The sequence below is a fragment of the Halochromatium sp. genome (assembly GCF_054919635.1).
The window spans coordinates 1-16,897 of sequence record NZ_JBUDPI010000043.1; the positions used below are offsets into that span (position 1 = coordinate 1).

At 62.0% G+C, this 16,897-nt stretch carries 12 protein-coding genes and 2 pseudogenes; 8 read left to right on the top strand and 6 right to left on the bottom strand.

What is annotated here, in order from left to right:
- From ACY693_RS04595 to ACY693_RS04610, 4 genes are all read right to left on the bottom strand, one after another.
- The coding region (locus ACY693_RS04595) for a GGDEF domain-containing protein (RefSeq protein WP_462320655.1) at positions 1-1,136 on the bottom strand (1,136 nt) is incomplete at its 3' end.
- A gap of 15 nt (positions 1,137-1,151) precedes the next feature.
- Positions 1,152-1,763 (bottom strand): hypothetical protein, encoded by a 612-nt coding sequence (locus ACY693_RS04600; protein ID WP_462320656.1) that lies wholly within the window; start codon positions 1,761-1,763, stop codon positions 1,152-1,154.
- Positions 1,763-2,128, bottom strand: a complete 366-nt coding sequence (locus ACY693_RS04605) for a response regulator (RefSeq protein WP_462320657.1) — start codon at positions 2,126-2,128, stop codon at positions 1,763-1,765. Before ACY693_RS04605 ends, ACY693_RS04600 begins: the two co-directional genes overlap by 1 nt.
- Before the next feature lie 173 nt (positions 2,129-2,301).
- Positions 2,302-4,056 carry an alpha-amylase family glycosyl hydrolase gene (locus tag ACY693_RS04610; protein WP_462320658.1) on the bottom strand — a complete coding sequence of 585 codons (1,755 nt, stop codon included), beginning with the start codon at positions 4,054-4,056 and terminating at the stop codon, positions 2,302-2,304.
- Between the two features lie 465 nt (positions 4,057-4,521).
- Between ACY693_RS04610 and ACY693_RS04615 the strand changes: the two genes are divergently transcribed.
- Positions 4,522-5,010 carry a hypothetical protein gene (locus ACY693_RS04615; RefSeq protein ID WP_462320659.1) on the top strand — a complete coding sequence of 163 codons (489 nt, stop codon included), beginning with the start codon at positions 4,522-4,524 and terminating at the stop codon, positions 5,008-5,010.
- Between the two features lie 83 nt (positions 5,011-5,093).
- Here ACY693_RS04615 and ACY693_RS04620 read toward each other — a convergent pair whose 3' ends face one another.
- Positions 5,094-5,423: a DUF3127 domain-containing protein gene (locus ACY693_RS04620; RefSeq protein WP_462320660.1), complete on the bottom strand. Its 330-nt coding sequence runs from the start codon at positions 5,421-5,423 to the stop codon at positions 5,094-5,096.
- 389 nt (positions 5,424-5,812) lie between these two features.
- On the opposite strand from ACY693_RS04620, the gene ACY693_RS04625 reads away from it, so the two are divergent.
- The 4 genes and pseudogenes from ACY693_RS04625 to ACY693_RS04640 all read left to right on the top strand — a co-directional run bounded on the left by ACY693_RS04625 (position 5,813) and on the right by ACY693_RS04640 (position 9,125).
- Positions 5,813-7,549, top strand: a complete 1,737-nt coding sequence (locus tag ACY693_RS04625) for a bifunctional metallophosphatase/5'-nucleotidase (protein WP_462320661.1) — start codon at positions 5,813-5,815, stop codon at positions 7,547-7,549.
- 126 nt (positions 7,550-7,675) lie between these two features.
- A pseudogene (locus ACY693_RS04630) lies at positions 7,676-8,230 on the top strand (IS1 family transposase); the annotation flags it as partial.
- 86 nt (positions 8,231-8,316) lie between these two features.
- Entirely contained in the window at positions 8,317-8,667 is a 351-nt protein-coding gene (locus ACY693_RS04635) for a nucleotidyltransferase domain-containing protein (protein WP_462320662.1), read from the top strand.
- Positions 8,664-9,125, top strand: coding sequence for a HEPN domain-containing protein (locus tag ACY693_RS04640; RefSeq protein WP_462320663.1), 462 nt, complete (start codon positions 8,664-8,666; stop codon positions 9,123-9,125). Before ACY693_RS04635 ends, ACY693_RS04640 begins: the two co-directional genes overlap by 4 nt.
- Here the strand turns inward: ACY693_RS04640 and ACY693_RS04645 are convergent.
- Complete coding sequence (locus ACY693_RS04645; protein WP_462320664.1) at positions 9,091-13,041, bottom strand: DUF3683 domain-containing protein; 3,951 nt, start codon at positions 13,039-13,041, stop codon at positions 9,091-9,093. The two genes, ACY693_RS04640 and ACY693_RS04645, sit on opposite strands and share 35 nt — an antisense overlap.
- A gap of 408 nt (positions 13,042-13,449) precedes the next feature.
- On the opposite strand from ACY693_RS04645, the gene ACY693_RS04650 reads away from it, so the two are divergent.
- From ACY693_RS04650 to ACY693_RS04660, 3 genes and pseudogenes are all read left to right on the top strand, one after another.
- Positions 13,450-13,857, top strand: coding sequence for a bacteriohemerythrin (locus ACY693_RS04650; RefSeq protein WP_462320665.1), 408 nt, complete (start codon positions 13,450-13,452; stop codon positions 13,855-13,857).
- A 105-nt stretch (positions 13,858-13,962) separates the two neighbouring features.
- A pseudogene (locus ACY693_RS04655) lies at positions 13,963-15,360 on the top strand (ammonium transporter).
- Positions 15,361-15,419: 59 nt separating this feature from the next.
- Positions 15,420-16,897, top strand: a 1,478-nt coding sequence (locus tag ACY693_RS04660) for a diguanylate cyclase domain-containing protein (protein WP_462320666.1), incomplete at its 3' end; no start/stop codon positions are given.

A 16,897-nucleotide genomic window follows, 5' to 3' on the forward strand; every position in this document is an offset into this window, starting at 1 on the left:
GCTGATTCGTCACGGAGATGGGCAGCGACCCCGAAGCTGGCGGTGATGTGCTCGATCGCTGGCCAATGATCCGTATCGATCGCTTGTCGTAGCTTCTCGGCTGCACGGGCTGCTTCCGGCAGCTCGGCCATCGGCAGCAGGACGACAAACTCCTCGCCGCCCCAGCGCGCGAGCTGGTCGGTCGCTCGCGTTTGCGATTGCAGCAAGGTGGCGAATTGCTTCAGTACGGCGTCGCCGGCGAGATGGCCGTGCTCATCGTTGATGCGCTTGAAGTGGTCGATATCGCAGAGCACGATCGAAAACGGATGCCCGTAGCGCTGATGGGCAGATAGCGCTGTTTTTAGGAGCTGGTCGAACTTCATGCGATTGTAGGCGCCGGTCAGGGCGTCACGCTCGGATAAGACCTGGATCTTCCTCTGCAGACTGATATCTTGCAGCACCAGATGGCGCTCGGGACTGATCTCATCTTCCAGTCCACGCGCGTGGCGCACGCGCACCCAGAGTGTCTCGCCATTGGGCCGGCGCATCGGGCGCTCAGAGAGCTCCCCATTGTCCATCTGGTCCAGCTCATCGAGCCGTCCCAGACCGAGCTCTTCGAGCGATTGTCCAGCGATGGCTGCCGCACTCCAGCCGGTGCTCTCGAGCAGTGCCGAGCTGGCCCGGGTGACGCCGCCATCGGCGTTGATGGCCAGCGTCATCACATTGCTGTCGAGTAGCTCCAGATAGCGGCGCGAGGCCTTCGCAGCTGCGGCGGCTCGGGCCTCGGCTTCACGCGTGGCCGTGACATCGTCGACGACGATCATGGCCGTTTGCGCATCCTCCTGATAAGGCAGGATGCGAATGCGCTGCTGCATATAGGCGAAGTTCGATTCGGTGATGCGGTCGAGCACCACCGGAATGAGATAGCCGAGGCTTGGCTGCAGGTAAGAGGGCGAGCGTAGCTGAAGCGCGGCCTTGACACGGCGTCGCAAGGTTGTCGCCGGTAGATCCGGGAACAGCCTGTCGAGCGAGCGACCGATGGCGTCTTCTGGCGCAAGCCCCGCGTGCTCGGTCATCCAGCGGTTCCAGGACAAGACCCGCAGCTCAGCATCGACGATCACGAGTCCGCTAGAGAGATGGTCTGCCAGGGAGGTCATCAATGGTGCGCATCACTAATGGGGCAGGTCATTCAGCACCCGGTCGAGCGCCTCACGAATCCATTCGAAGCAGTGGCCGTGAGTCAGGATGAAGATGCGACCACGGATCTCTTGCTCGGCGAACTCGATGACCGTCTCGATCTTGATCACATGGTCGAAGGCGCCCGATGCGGTGGCTTGGTCGGTGGGCTGTGCACAGAGGCGATGCAGCTCGGGCTCTCCAAGACTGATCCGGGCCTCCATCTGCGAGGAGAGCTCGCGCATCATTGCCGCGGTGACGATGTTACCCAGCTCGAGCAGCACGTCATCCTGGTCGGTGTCGTTCGGCCCGAGCTGCGCCTGGAGATAGTTGGTGATATTGGTTGCCGAGATCTCATCGAGCAGGAACACAACCTCCCCGCTGACGTCGCCCCGGAAGATCTGCCGGGCGAGATAGCAGCTCGTCGCTGCTGCGCAGGCTTGCTCGAGGATCTGGCGGAAGCGCTCGCGGTCGATGACCGCAATCTGCGGTGGGCGCATGGTGGCAAAGGCGCCCATGATGTCGGCAAGACGAGCGGTGGCCTTGCCATAGGCGACGTTGATCAGCTCACCCAGACAGTCAATCTGGTCCTCGTTGAGCTGCTGCATTAGACAAATCCTAGGCGCCGCAGGTTGTCGTGCAATTGAGCCTCGAGCTTCGACTTATCGATGAAGCCATTGGCGCCACCGGCCATGACCTTATCGACCGCGCCCGATTGGATATCGGCTGAGACCACGATGATCGGGGTGCTTTGATCCTCCTCGCGAATCGCCACCAGTGCGTCAAACCCGCTCATCACGGGCATGGTGAGGTCGAGGAAGATCAGGTCGGGCTGCTGCTCGCGCCACAGGCTGATCGCCTCTTCACCGTTAACGCCTTGGTGAATCTCTGCGCTCTCGCGCAGGGGGTCCGGCAGCATACCAATGAGGATGCGCCGGGCCATGCGCGAGTCGTCGACGACCAACATCTTCATAGCGAGAATTAGGCGATAAGACCAGAGTGTTAGAGGTTGGCAAGGCGCCCTGAGCGCTTAAGTATAGCAATAGCGATTTGCCGAGACCCCTCCCTAAGCACCCTGAGGCTTCTAAGGAGGCGCCCGCTGATCCTAGAGCACTCCTTGCTCTAGCTGTGGATGGAGAGCCTGGCTCAGCGCTCGAACGACAGGCGTTGCTCTTCGCCCTTGCCGTCGTTAGCGCTGATGCGAAAGCTGCTATTGCGTAGGTCGGCGTCTAGCGTTGCGAGACTATCACCGTCGCGCCAACTGATGCGCAGGTGATGCTCATCGGTGGGATGCACCTCGAAGCTGCCGCGGAAGGCCGGGCAGGTGTTGCGCAGTTGGATGAGCTTGAGCTGATCACGCACGACGAGACGTTTCAGACCGGCCTCGACGTCCTCGAGCGAGAGGTTGGTGCGGTTAATCTCCTTATGACCGGCAGCGCCGCCACGGTCGGCGGCCTCGTAGTCGTTCTTGCCGGCGAACAGGTCCAGGTACCAGACCTGCGGAATGCCGGGCATAAAGAGTTGGATCGCACGCGCCATCAGCAGCTTCTGCTCATCCTCGCCGAGGGCGCTGAAGAAGGTGGCATTGATCTGATAGTAGGCGATCTTACGGCCATCCGGGCCATAGAGGTTCTTGACGCGCCCGCCGCGCTCGGTGACGCGGGCCATGGTTGCCTCGATCTGCTCCTCATCGAGCAGCCCTTCGCGGAAGCTGCCGGCCTCGGCCTTACCACGCAGGTCGAGCAGGGGGATGCCGTCGTGGCAGCCGAGCATGTTGATGGTCTGCAGGTCCTTGCTGCGGATCTCATCGATCCAGCGCAGCAGCGCCTGATTGGTGCCACGCTCTAGCGCGTCGATGACCAGGCCGGGGAAGAAGAAGTCGTAGATCGGGAAGCCCTTGCTTGCGACCTCTTCGTGCAATCCGGTGCCATATTCGGCATGGATCTCGGGAAAGACGATGAGGTCGTTGGCCTCAGCGATGCGCTTGAGACGCTCAAGGTAATCCCAGGTGCCGGGGCGATTGAAGAAATTGGGCTCGCCCGGTTCTTTGTGCAGGTAGGCAAAGGCGTCGAGTCGGATGATCTTGGCGCCGTAGTCGCGTAGTCGGCGCAAGGTCTCCTCATAGAAGCCCCAGACCTTCTCGGAGCGCGCATTCAGGTCCATCTGGCCGAGATATTTGCGCTTGCGCTCGATCACGTCGAGGATCGCATCCTTGTGCTCCGTGTAGCCGTCGAGATCGATCGCCGTTGGATCGGTCTTGGCCGCGATGGCTTGGTTGACGATCGAGGTAATCGCCGGTGCGTCGTCCGGGGAGATACCGTCGACCCCGGCGAGATCCTCAGGCTCGAGGTCTCGGTAGCTCACGTCTTGGTAGAAGGTATTCCAGTACAGACGATCGGATCCATCCGGGAAGCGTACCTTCAGCACAGGCAGCCCTGGCTTACGCATGAAGAGCTTTTGCAGGTATTCCTCGGTTGGGATAATGGTTCCGTCCGGCCCCTCAGTGCCGTGCTCATGCCAGAACTCGTTCCAGTCGACGAAGAAGTCCTTGTACGGCGACGCATTGCCGTGCTCAATGAGGTCCTGGAACTGATGCGATTGCACCGACAGGTGGTTCAACACCAAGTCAAGCTTGAAGTTGATATTGAGCTTCTGCAGCTCGGCGAGATCCTCGGGCGTGACGAGCTCTTCGTTGAGGCCGTAGTCGATGATCGAGAAGCCCCGATCGAGGTCGCTGTTGAAGAAGGTCGGTAGGATATAGAACAAAGAGAAGGTATCTTTGAACTCTGGCCGTTTCAGCACGGCGACGATGTCGGCGAGCTTGCCGCCGATGCTGTCGGGATAGGCGTTGAGCATGACGCCTGTCGGCAGCGTTTGGCTGATAGGTTGTTCTTGAGACATAGAACACTCGTGTGGTTGACGGCCGGCTATAGATACGAGAGATGTTCGCCGCGTCAGCGCGTGCGATGCTTGGCAGCTCGGCTCTTGCCGCAGCGATGAAAGTTGGCGGGCAGAGTAAAGAACCTCGGGGTCAGAATGCAAGAAACCCTCAGCAGCCAAAGCGCATCCTGTCCGGTATCGCATTGCCCGATTGGGCGCCTCTTGTGCTAAGGCCTCAGCGGTTGTTACTGGTGTCTAGGAGTGTGATCTTACCTAGCGCATCCATCACCCCAGTGGTCGCGATGAGTCAACGATATTGAGAATGAGCAGCCATAGGCGACATCGGGCCTTGAGTGCCCCTGAGCCAGTTCGACGGCAGGCGCCCGACGCGGGCGTGTTTGGCCACGCGCTTGACCAGCAGAATCGGTTGGTGGCCGATGCGCTTAGGCCGGTTGCAATGGCTGCCGTTCTTGTCGGGTGGCTCCAATGAGGGTGCGCCCAGTCACCGCCTTCTTGCTGGCCCTTGCGGCCGTCGCGATGTTGCTCGCGACGGTTGCGGCGATCCACAGCCGCTTCGAGACCACGACTGAGATCGCACTCGATGGTGAGTGGGAGCTCCATCACCTGGTGCAATGGGGGCCCTTTAAGAGCTGGAGCTTCGAATACCGGCTCAGCCTGCGGGAGCTAAACGGCCGTCTGCGTGGTGAGGGTGAGACATTAGCGGTGAACGGACAGCGTCCGGGGCCGGGGCAGCAGACCACGCTTCAAGTCGTCGATGGGATGCGCGAGCGCGGCGAGGTGATCGCGTGGTTCTTCGAGCGCAATGGCGAGCGTGCCGGGCGCGGGGCGATCCGATGGCGTGTTGCCGATGAGAACCGTCTCGTCGGCACCTTCGCGACTACCTTCTATCGGGGGGCCTCGGTGGCACAGCGCGTTAGTGATTGGAAGTCGGTGAAGACCGCTTCTAAGCCCTAGAGATCTCGATGATGCCGACAGCTTCAGCAGCTGACGAGCGCTTCGCGGTCAGTCTGATCGGCTTTCTCTAGAACGGCGTTTCTTTAGAACGGCGGCTCGTCATCATAGGGCGGCGGCTCGCTATTAGCGAGGCCGGGGCTGGCTGAGCTGCTAGAGTCGACTGGCGTGACCCGCCAGGCCTTCACATCGGTGTACCAGCGGCCGTTGAACTCACGGCTCTCCAGATCGAAGCTGACCGTCAGCTCCTGTCCCTCGCGGATGCCGAATTGATCGATCCGGTCGCCCCATACCATGAAGCAGACCTGCTTCGGGTAATCACCTGGGAGCTCAAGCACGTATTCCTGCTTACGCCAGGGGCCGCGCGCCGAGGTGCCGCTTTTCTCCGGCAGTACCTGCGTGATCTTGCCTGTCATCTCCACGGTGTCGTCGATCCTCTTGGTCTGGTTCTGTTTCCATCATCTCATCAGAGGGGGCTCGATTCTTCAACTACTCTGACCTGCGCGGCCGGGCCCGGCGTTGACGAGACACCAGGGCAGCGCGTGGTGATGGCATCAGACCGCATCGGCCTGGTGTCGGCGCAAGAAGCCCCGGCGTCGAGCCATCCCGCAATGTTCTACTTGCGAAGACGCAATGACTCCAAGCAAGATTCGGCTGCCAAGGGTCAACACGGCCCTCTCGTCAGGACAGCGGCTCGCCGCGAACCGGCTGGCTGGCATGGCCGATGGTTTACTGACGCTCGCTTCAGGCCTGACTGGGCATCCCTAGAGTCTCCCGCAATTATCTGATCTCGGAGCCAAACCCGATGTATGTTGTGATCAAGCGAATTGTCCTGCTCTTGGTGCTGGCCTTCCCGCACATTGCCACGGCCTCGGCGCCCCCGGCGATGAGCGAGCCGCCACCCGATGCCATCACCATCACGATGGCCGAGTTTGGCGATCACCACGGGACCATGGTGCCACGCCCCAACCTGCGACGCGGGGACGTGGCGAAACGCAGCGAGGCAGGGCTGGCCAGACTTGCGCACATCGTGAAGGAGATTCGCAAGGAGGACCCGGACGCGCTGATCTTCAACGCCGGCGACACCATTCAAGGCAGCGCCGAGGTCCTGTATTCGAAGGGCCAGGCCATCGTCGACGTCCTGGATACCTTCGGAATCGATGCCTATGCCCCGGGAAACTGGGACTGGCTTTATGGCAAGGACCGCATGGTCGAGCTGTTTGGTGATGGACGTTGGGGGGTCGTCGCCGCCAATGCCTACGACGCCGAAACCGGTGAGCAAATCTTCCCAGGACATCGCATTCTCGAGGTCAAAGGCGTCAAGATTGGCATCATCGGCCTGACCGCCGAGCGGGGTCTTCCCGGGGTCCCGACCGCGAACATCGGCCTCAAGTTCACCGATGGCAAGGCCGAGGTGGCGCAGGCGATCAAGGAGCTCGAGGCCGAGAACGTCGACCTCATCATCCTGGTCTCGGAGATGGGCCTGGCGAAGAACACCCTTTTGGTCGACGAGATTCCAGGCATCGATGCGGTCTTCTCGTCCGACATGCACGAGGAGACACCAGAGGTTGTCATTACACCCGGCGGGGTCTTCGCGGCTGAGATCGGCTGGGGAGGCTCGCGTGTGGCCAAGCTCGAGTTGTTTCTCGTCCCGGATGATTCCGGCGAAGACAGGTACCGTATCGCCGGCCATCGCTACGAATGGATCTCGACCGAAGGACAGCCCGAGGACCCAGAAACCGCAGAGTTGGTCGCGAAGGCGCGCGCACCCTTCATAGAGGCTTCAGCATTTGAGACGCGCATCAACCCGCTCAGCGGACACGCGCTGAAGACGCCGATCGACACCGTCGTGGGCCGCGCCGACAAGGGTCTGTTTCGGGGCAGCTTTGCAAACGGCATCGAGCCGCCGGCAACGCCACCGGGTGTGCTCGAGGGCACCTCGCATGCCTTCATCGCCGATGCGTTTCGGCATCAGACCGGGACCGACATCGGCATGATCCGCGGCTTCCGCTATGGGGGCTATGTGCGCGAGGGCGACATCACGCTGGGCGATCTGTACACCTTCCTCAATGCGGGCGCCCAGCTCGCCACTGGCACGGTCACCGGAGCCCAGGTGCAGGACGCGGTCGAGCGCACGATCGACGGCTCGTTGCGATCTGACCCCTTCGGTTGGGGCGGGGGCTGGCTGCACGGCTTTAGCAATGTCAGCTACGAGATCGACCTGACCCAGCCGTTTGGCAAGCGGGCCCAAGACCTGACCATCGGCGGAAAGCCAGTCGATCCGGAGGCGACCTATACGATCAGTGGCTACTACTTTGAGACCGAGCCTGACCGGATTGGTGCCTTCCACGAGGCTAGTGACGTCAAGGTCTTGACGCACCCGGATGGCTCGGTGAAGGACCCCACTGAATTCGTGGCTGAGTACCTAAGCAGCATATCGGCGAATCCGAAGACCGGTCGCGTGCGGCTGCAGGGCGAGTTTCCGCCACCGGTCTTCGGCAACCCCGAGATCCAACCGTTGCGAGGAGCCATCCCTCAATAAGGGGGCTCGACCGAGGTTGCTCCAGCACACTCTCCCCCGGCCCGATCCTCGGCGTGGCTTGTGGGCATTGCCTCGAGCCAGCTGGTTGCGATCGGGCTCTTGCTTGAGCCGATTGCTGCCGAACTAGGGATTCGCGATACAGCTCGTGTTTTATCAGTTTCTCAAACCACTGTCATCAAACACATAAAAAATCAACAGGCGTTACTGAGTGCGGTTAACGAACCCGTACTTAAGCAACATAAAACGAGCGAAATAATCTTTAAAATACAAAAGGTTGAGTCTGTTGATGCAGAACTCGACGAAATGTGGAGCTATGTTCAAAGCAAGAAGCATCCGCGTTGGTTATGGCATGCTATTGATCACGCGACTGGCGTTGTTCTAGCCTATGTGTTTGGTCGGCGTACAGATGAGGTGTTCCTCGAGCTTAAGGCTCTTCTTGGGCCATTCGGCATTAGAATATTTTTTACTGACGACAGGGGAGCCTATCAACGTCATTTACCGGAGCAGCAGCAAGTGACTGGTAAGGCCAATACACAAAAAATTGAACGCAAGCATCTTACGCTCAGAACACGTATTAAACGCCTGGCACGGAAAACCATCTGTTTTTCCAAACTCGACGTCATGCACGATACTGTCATTGGGCTTTTTATCAATCGGTATGAGTTCGGCCTTGCCGTGTGAGAAACACATGTAGAGCACTACCGGAAATGCGATGCCCAAGACCGTGCTCGTTCGTCTACCGCTCGATATCCACTGGAGCCGTTCCGATGCCATCAGTGTCTGCGCTGCTAGATTCCCGCACCGAAACGGCGCTTAGGGCATTTCGCGGACGTTTGCAGGAACGCTTTGGTACGCAGCTACAGGGGATGCTCCTGTTTGGCTCTCGTGCTCGAGGCGATCATCGTGACGATAGCGATGCAGATGTCGCTGTTTTTCTTCAACCTGTGACAGATACCATTGCGGCGCAAATGGATATGGCCTCAGATGCCTACGCGGTGTTTCTGGATACCGATATCCTGATTCAGCCCTGGGCCTTTGGCGGCACGCCTGAACAACCAGAGCAAAATCGGGCTATGGATCTCTTGGATTCGGTCCAAGCCGAGGGCATCGCACTGTGACCGAGCGCTGCCTCGCCCTTTTTGGCAAAGCCCGAGCGCTTGAGGCGAGCCAACGAGCCCTGGATCAATCGGATCGAGAGACTGCATCAGATCGTGCTTACTATGCTGTCTACTATGCGGCCTGGGGGCTGCTGGATCTCGTCGGGGCGCCTCGCCCCAAAACCCATAATGGGCTTATCGCAGAGTTTTCTCGGCGCTATGTCAAGGAGAAGCATGTCGGCGTCGAGATAGGCGCCATACTCTCTCGGCTCCAACAACTCAGGCTGGTTGCAGATTACACCCTGGAGCCGATTCCCTTGGACGATGCAAAGCGCGTGCGATTGCTGAGGCAGAGCGATTCATCGCCGTCGCTGAAGAGATCGCGGCAGCTGCGCGACCTAGACCTTGATGACGCCCAGCGGCCAATGCTACTAAGCCGGGATCTTAGAGCAACACCCGCTCAATCCCGCCGGCCTTGACCTGCTCCAAGAATCGCTGCTGCCAGCCCTCGCCGAGTCGATGTTTGGCCAGCTCGACGACGATGTAATCCGTCATCAGGCCGGTCTCGTCGGCGTACTTGGCCAGGCCCTGCTGGCAGGCCGGGCAGGCGGTGAGCAGTTTGACCTCACCGTGCTCGACGCGGTCTTTGCCGGTGAGTGCTTGGATGCCCTTGGTCAGCTCCTCGTGCTTGCGGAATCGGACCTGATTGGCGATATCCGGGCGGCTGGTGCCCAGCGTGCCGGCCTCGCCGCAGCAGCGGTCTGACAAGGGCACTGGCTGCCCCATCAGCGTCTCTGCGACCGACGTTGGCTGATAGGTCTTCATCGGCGTGTGGCAGGGGTCGTGGTAGAGGTACTGCTGGCCGCTGACGCCCTGCAGGCTGACGCCTTTCTCCATCAGATACTCATGGATGTCGAGCAGCCGACAGCCGGGGAAGATGCGCTCGAACTCGTACTTGAGCAGCTGATCCATGCAGGTGCCGCAGGAGACGATGACGGTGCGGATGTCCAGATAATTGAGCGTGTTGGCGACGCGGTGGAAGAGCACCCGGTTCTCGGTGGTGATCTGATGGCCGGATTCCTCAAGGCCGGCGGCGCGCTGTGGATAGCCGCAGCAGAGATAGCCCGGTGGCAGCACGGTCTGGCTGCCTTGCTCATAGAGCATCGCCAAGGTCGCTAGGCCGATGTCGGAGAACAGGCGCTCGGAGCCGCAGCCCGGGAAGTAGAACACCGCGTCCGAGTCCTCGGTCACCTTGGCCGGATCGGCCAGGATCGGCACCCGCGTGCGGTCCTCGAGCCCGAGCACCTGGCGGAAGGTGCGCTTGGGCAGGTCGACGCGGATCGAGCGGCTGACCAACTGCACCGCCTGGCCGACCGGATTCGGCGTGCCGCTGCTGGCGCCCGGACGGGCATTGGGCTGCTCGGTCAGACGCAGCCCCTTGGCCATCGCGTTGGCCAGATTCAGCCCCTGGAAGCCCCATTCGGCCAGCCCTTTGCGCATGACCCGAATGGCCTGCGGATTCTGGGTGTTCAAGAACGCCATCGCCGCCTTGGCGCCGGGGCTCGAGCGCTTCTTGCCGCGCTCGACCAGGATGCGGCGCATACGCATGGTGACATCGCCAAAGTCGATGTCGACCGGGCAGGGCGTCAGGCACTTGTGGCAGATGGTGCAATGGTCAGCGACATCGTTCATCTCGTCGAAGTGCCGCTCGGAGAGCCCGCGCCGGGTCTGCTCCTCGTACAGGAAGGCCTCGATGATCAGCCCAGTGCCGAGGATCTTGTTGCGCGGCGAATAGTCCAAGTTGGCGCGCGGCACATGGGTCATGCACTTGGGCTTGCACTTGCCGCAGCGCAGGCAGTTCTTGATGTCGTCGTTGAGCGCGCCGAGCTCGGTGGCCTCGAGGATGATCGCCTCCTGCTCGACCAGCTGCAGCGAGGGCGTATAGGCGCCCTCGAGGCCGGAATCCGGCATCAGCTTGCCCGGATTGAAGCGCCCCTGTGGATCGACCCGCTGCTTGTACTCGGCAAAGGCGACGAGCTTCTCGGGCGCCAGATAGCGCACCTTGGTGAGCCCGATGCCATGTTCGCCGGAGATCACGCCATCGAGCCGTTCAGCGATGGCCATGATGCGATCGACCAGCCGATCGGCCTCCTGCAGCATCTGATAGTTGGCCGAATGCACCGGGATGTTGGTGTGGATGTTGCCGTCGCCGGCGTGCATGTGCAGCGCAACGAATAGCCGGGCATTGCGGACCTCGCGGTGGATCTCGGCCAGGCGCTCGCGCACCCCGGTCAGATCCTGGCCGGCGAAGATCTCAGCGAGCCGATTGCCGACCTCCTTGCGGTAGGTCTGGCGCAGGTCGCGGCGCAGCATCATCTCGAGCAGGCTGTCGCCGTCGCGGATCAGCGCGCGCTCGGGGTCGCGCAGCAGCACGGTTTGCTCAGCGGCAGGCTGATCCAGGCGGGCAAGGATCTGCTGCCAGCGCTGACGGGCGGCGCGCACCGCATCGCGGGCGGCGGCGCACTTGGCCTCGAGGATCGCCAGCGCCTCATCGGAGCGTTGATACTCACCGGCCGGTAGCGCCTCGCGCAGCGGGCCATCCAGATACTCGAGCACCGCCGCCATGATGGCGTCCTTGTTCTTGATCGACTGCTCGATGTTCAGGCGTTCGATCTCGCGGCTGTACTCGGCCAGACGCGGCAGCGGAATGACCACGTCCTCGTTGATCTTGAAGGCGTTGGTGTGACGCGAGATGGCGGCGGTGCGGGCGCGGTCGAGCCAGAAGCGCTTGCGCGCCTCGGGGCTGATGGCGATGAAGCCTTCGCCATCACGCGCTTTGGCTAACTCGACCACCGCATCGGCGACCGCGGCGACCGCGCGCTCGTCATCGGAGACCAGGTCGGCGACCAGCACCATCTTCGGCAGCTCGCGGCGCGCGGCCTTGGTCGAGTAGCGCACCGCGCGCACATAGCGCTCGTCGAGATGCTCCAGGCCGGCGATCTGCACATCATCGCGCGCATCGACGAAGTCCTTGATCTCGACGATGGCCGGCACGGCGCGATTCAGGTCGGTGCCGAAGAATTCCAGGCACACCGTGCGCACATGCTCGGGCATGCGGTGCAGGATGAAGCGCGCCGAGGTGATGAGCCCATCGCAGCCCTCCTTCTGCACCCCTGGCAGGCCGCCGAGGGCCTTGTCGGTGACATCCTTGCCCAGTCCCGGCTTGCGCATCTGGGCGGTCGGGATCTCGAGCAGCTCGGGCTCGCCGACCTGCATGGTGCCGTCTCGGGTAAAACGGGTGATGCGGAAGCGCGCGGTCGGGGTGTCCTGAAGTTTGCCCAGGTTGTGATCCAGACGCTCGACCTCGAGCCAATCGGCATCCGGGGTCACCATGCGCCAGGAGGCGAGGTTGTCGATCGCGGTGCCCCAGAGCACCGCCTTCTTGCCGCCGGCGTTCATCGCGACATTGCCGCCGATGCAGGAGGCGTCCTGCGAGGTCGGATCGACGGCGAAGGCGAGGCCATTGGCGTCGGCCAGATCGGCCACGCGGCGGGTGACCACGCCGGCGCCGCAGCGCACCGTCGGCACCGGCTCGGCAACGCCGGGCAGGGCGATGCGCTCGACATTGGACAGCGCTTCGAGCTTCTCGGTGTTGATCACAGCCGAGCGCGGCGACAGCGGAACGGCAGAGCCAGTGTAGCCGGTGCCTCCACCGCGCGGGATCAGCGACAGCCCGCAGTCGATGCAGGCAGCAACGATCGGTGCGACCTCCTCCTCGCTGTCTGGCAGGATGACCACGAACGGCATCTCAACGCGCCAGTCGGTGGCATCGGTGGCGTGCGAGACGCGCGCGAGACCGCCAAAGTCGATGTTGTCCTTGCGGGTGATGCCGCTAAGGCGCTTGCGGAGCCGCTGGCGCAGCGCGCGATCGGCATCGAGCTGGGCGTCGAAGTGGGCGATGGCCTCGCGTGCAGCGCTGAGCAGCGCGGCGGCCTCGCGGTTGTCGTTCAGGCGCAGCTCGAACTGCTCGAGCCGATGCTGCAGCGATTCCAACAGCAGCCGGCGACGCTTTGGGTCCTCGAGCAGATCGTCCTGTAGATAGGGGTTGCGGGTCACCACCCACATGTCGCCGAGCACCTCGAATAGCATCCGGGCCGAGCGTCCGGTGCGGCGCGAGCCGCGCAGCTGCTCAATGCGCCGCCAGTTCTCTTCACCGAGGAAGCGGATGACGATCTCGCGATCGGAGAACGAGGTGTAGTTGTACGGGATCTCGCGGATGCGGCTGGTCTCAGGACGGTCGTGCAGCCCGTCGCGGGCCTGCTGGCCGGTGTGGGGATTGGCGTCTGTGTTGGTCGACGCCGACGGGGATGGCGGGGTCTGGGCGGGATCGAGCATAGAGATCGGATAACGGCGGGATGGATAAGAAGATTTTAACGCAACGGTCTGACAAACCGAGGATCGATCCAAGGTTTACAACCACGCGAGAGTAGCGGTTGGAGCCTATCTTGGGCCTGGCGGCGGTCCGCATTGCTGCAATGCAGCAACCTGCTCATTGTACAGCGCCTGGGCTGAGACACCCCATTGTGTCAGGGAGCGCCGTCGCGTCTGAGCGACCAACGCGTCAAACATTTTCTGTGGACGTGGCCCCCGTGACGGGGGGCAAGGCAACTGGCCATAATTACTTGAGCCTAGACTTGATGGCTCCTGTCGCATGCGGCTCGAACATGCTGGACTGATTGACGTTCGGACCCTGGCCAGTCAAGCTTGGCTCCACGACTGGGTCAATGCTGCCACATGACTGCCATGAAAGACCTTTTGTGGGACAAGACGCTGAGTGTCGATGTGCCAGAGATCGATCAGGATCACCGCCGCTTGCTCGAGCTATTCAATCGACTTGGGCACGCAGTTGACGCGGGTGAGCCGCAGGCCTACATCGACGCCGTCATGGACGAGCTCATCAGCTGCACGGACTGGCATTTCCGCCACGAAGAGCGGCTGATGGAGAAATATGCCTACCCTGGACTGCACGAGCATCGAGCCGAGCATCAGGACCTGATCACGGGCGGTAAGGCGCTGCAGCAGCAGCTGCGACAATCCAGTGCCTCGCCGACGCCACAGGACATCGCATTCCTCGAGCACTGGCTGACCGGTCACATCTACGGGGCCGATATGGCGATGGGGACCTATCTGGCCGAAACCATGCCATCCTGAGCTTGGGATTCGGGGTCGGTGTCTGAGCGAAGAGGTTCTCAGGTCGCATTGCTGGCCTCCCCCGAACGATCGGCCTCGCTGGAGTCTGTCGCGACGTTTTAGGGCATGGACGAGTTTGCCAAGATCGACCTGCTTTGGGTGCTGTTGAGCGCTGTCCTGGTCCTGCTCATGCAAGGCGGTTTTCTGTGCCTGGAGTCTGGCCTAACGCGCAGCAAGAATGCGATCAACGTTGCGCTGAAGAATGCCTCGGATTTCCTCATCGCGACACTGGTTTGGTATCTGGTCGGCTATGGCCTGATGTTCGGCGACTCCGAGCATGGTTGGGTCGGCTTCGATCGCTTCGCTCCCGATCTGTCCGCCAGCGACCCCTGGGACGCAAGCTTCTTCGTCTTCCAGCTCATGTTCTGCGCGACCGCGGCGACCATCGTCTCCGGGGCGGTTGCCGAGCGGATGCGTTTCACTGGCTATCATCTGGTCACCTTGATCGCAGTCGCGCTCATCTATCCACTCTACGGTCATTGGGCCTGGGGTGGCCTGTTGGGCGGTGAGATGGGTTGGCTAGCCACCTTGGGCTTCGTTGACTTTGCAGGCTCGACCGTCGTCCACAGCGTCGGCGGCTGGATTGCGCTGGCCGCTGTGTTGGTCATTGGTCCGCGCGCAGGTCGCTTCGGCAACGGCGAGGCGTAGCTGATCCCGGGCAGCAACCTGCCGCTCGCGATGTTGGGGGTGCTGTTCTTTCTCGTGGGCTGGATCGGCTTCAATGGCGGGAGCACCCTGGCACTGGATGCTGCAGTGCCAGGCATCATCGTCAATACCCTAATGTCTGCCGCAGCCGGTGGTGTTGCGGCCTATCTGCTGACGCGTGGGCTGGCGTTTCCTGGCTTGGACCAGGTTGCTGTGCCGATGAATGGCGTCATTGCCGGACTGGTGGCGATCACAGCGGGCTGCCATGTCGTGGCGACCTGGGAGTCCATCGTCATTGGTGCGGTGGCGGGCTTGCTCGTGGTCTACGCGACCGAACTCTTGGCGCGCCTGCAGATCGATGACGCCATTGGCGCGATCCCAGTCCATCTCGTCGCTGGTATCTGGGGCACCCTCGCAGTCGCCCTGTTTGGCGCGCCGGCGCTGATTGGCACGGGCCTGTCGATGCCTGAGCAGCTGGCGGTGCAGGCATTCGGCATCGTCATCGCCGGGGTCTGGGCGTTTTTTGTGGCTTATCTGCTGCTGCGACTGCTCAACCACGTCTACCGGCTGCGGGTCAATGCGGCCGATGAGGAGGTCGGTCTTAACGTAGCCGAGCATGGTGCGAAGACCGAACTGGTGGACTTGATGACCGCGCTAAAGAGCCAGGAGCGCTCAACCGATCTGTCCTTGCGGGTACCGGTCGAGCCCTTCACCGAGGTTGGTCAGATTGCCGCCCAGCATAATCGGCTGATGGAGGCGCTCGAGCAGGCCGTGACGCGGAGCCAGGCGATCGTGCGCGACCTGCGCGATGGCTCCTGACCTTTACCGGCGACGGTAGGCTAACCAGTCTAAATCCTGGTGCCGAGAAGATCCTGGCGGTGGCTGGAGAAGCCGCGGTCGGCGGCGCCTTTGTCGACTTCTTCGAGTGCGAGAGCCAATCCGACAGCCCGTCCCCGGACATGGCGGAGATCAATGCTGCCTGGTGCCGCGACCCGGCCGTCTTGGTCAGCGAGGGCAAGGTTGAGGTTGCGCTCAAGCGGCGTGAGGCTGGACGAACGGTGTTCGTGGAGCTTGCGGTGACAGCGGATTCGCGCTCGCCTGGCAGCTACACCTGCCTGATGCGCGATATTAGTGATCGTCGCCAAGTGGAAGAGCAGTTGTTCGAGGAGAAAGAGCTTGCGCAGACGACCCTCGAGGCGATTGCCGACGGGGTGATCACGACCGACCGGGCTGGTCGAGTACAGTACATGAACGCGGTTGCCGCTAAGCTGACCGGCTGGCCCCTGGAAGCCGCTCAGGGGCAGCCACTCTATCGCGTCTTTCCGGTGGTGGATTCACCGACCGAGATGCCGAGCGATTGGATCACCCGACGGGTGCTGCGAGACGGTGAGACCCTGGTCGAATCGCGATCGCGCCTCCTGTACTGCCGCGATGGCAACGTGCATGTGGTCCAACATACTGCAGCGCCGATCCGCGATGCCAAAGGCGAGCTCAGGGGGCTGGTCGTGGTCTTTCACGACAAGACCCAGGAGCGGGCGATGGAGCGCCAGCTCACCTATCAGGCCAAGCACGATGCGCTGACCGGGCTGATCAATCGGCGCGAGTTCGAGCACCGCCTGACCGAGCTGATCGACCAGCTCGAGGACGGTCCCGCCCAGCATCTGCTGTGCTACATCGATCTCGACCAGTTCAAGCTGGTCAATGATGTCTGCGGGCATGCCGCCGGAGATGCGCTGCTGCGCCAAGTCGCCAATCTGCTGAAGCGCGGCCTGCGCAGCGCCGATACCCTCGCGCGGCTCGGGGGCGATGAGTTTGGCGTGCTGTTGACCAACTGCCCGATCGAGCGCGGCGTCGAGATCGTCGAGACCATGCGCGAGCGTGTCCACGCCTTACGTTTTCCTTGGGAGGATAAGGTGTTCGCCATCGGCGTCAGTGTTGGCCTGGTGCCCCTGTCGCGGTCCTTGGGGAACCTGGCCGATGCACTCAGCCGGGCTGATGCCGCCTGCTATGCGGCCAAGGACGGTGGTCGTAACCGTGTGTATCTCTATGATCCGGATGACCGCGAGCTCAGTCTGCGCAGGGGGCAGATGAAATGGGTGTCGCGGATTCAGCGCGCCCTCGATGAGGATGGCTTTCAGCTGTTCTATCAAGGGATTGCACCGGTACAGCAGCCGGGGGATACCAGCAGCCATCTCGAGATCCTGCTGCGCTTGACTGGTGACGATGATGAGGTGATGCCGCCCGGTGCCTTCATTCCGGCCGCTGAGCGTTACGGCCTGATGCCCGATGTCGACTACTGGGTGGTCAATCGCACCCTGCAATGGCTGTCGGACTACCAAGCGAACGGCGGCCTTGG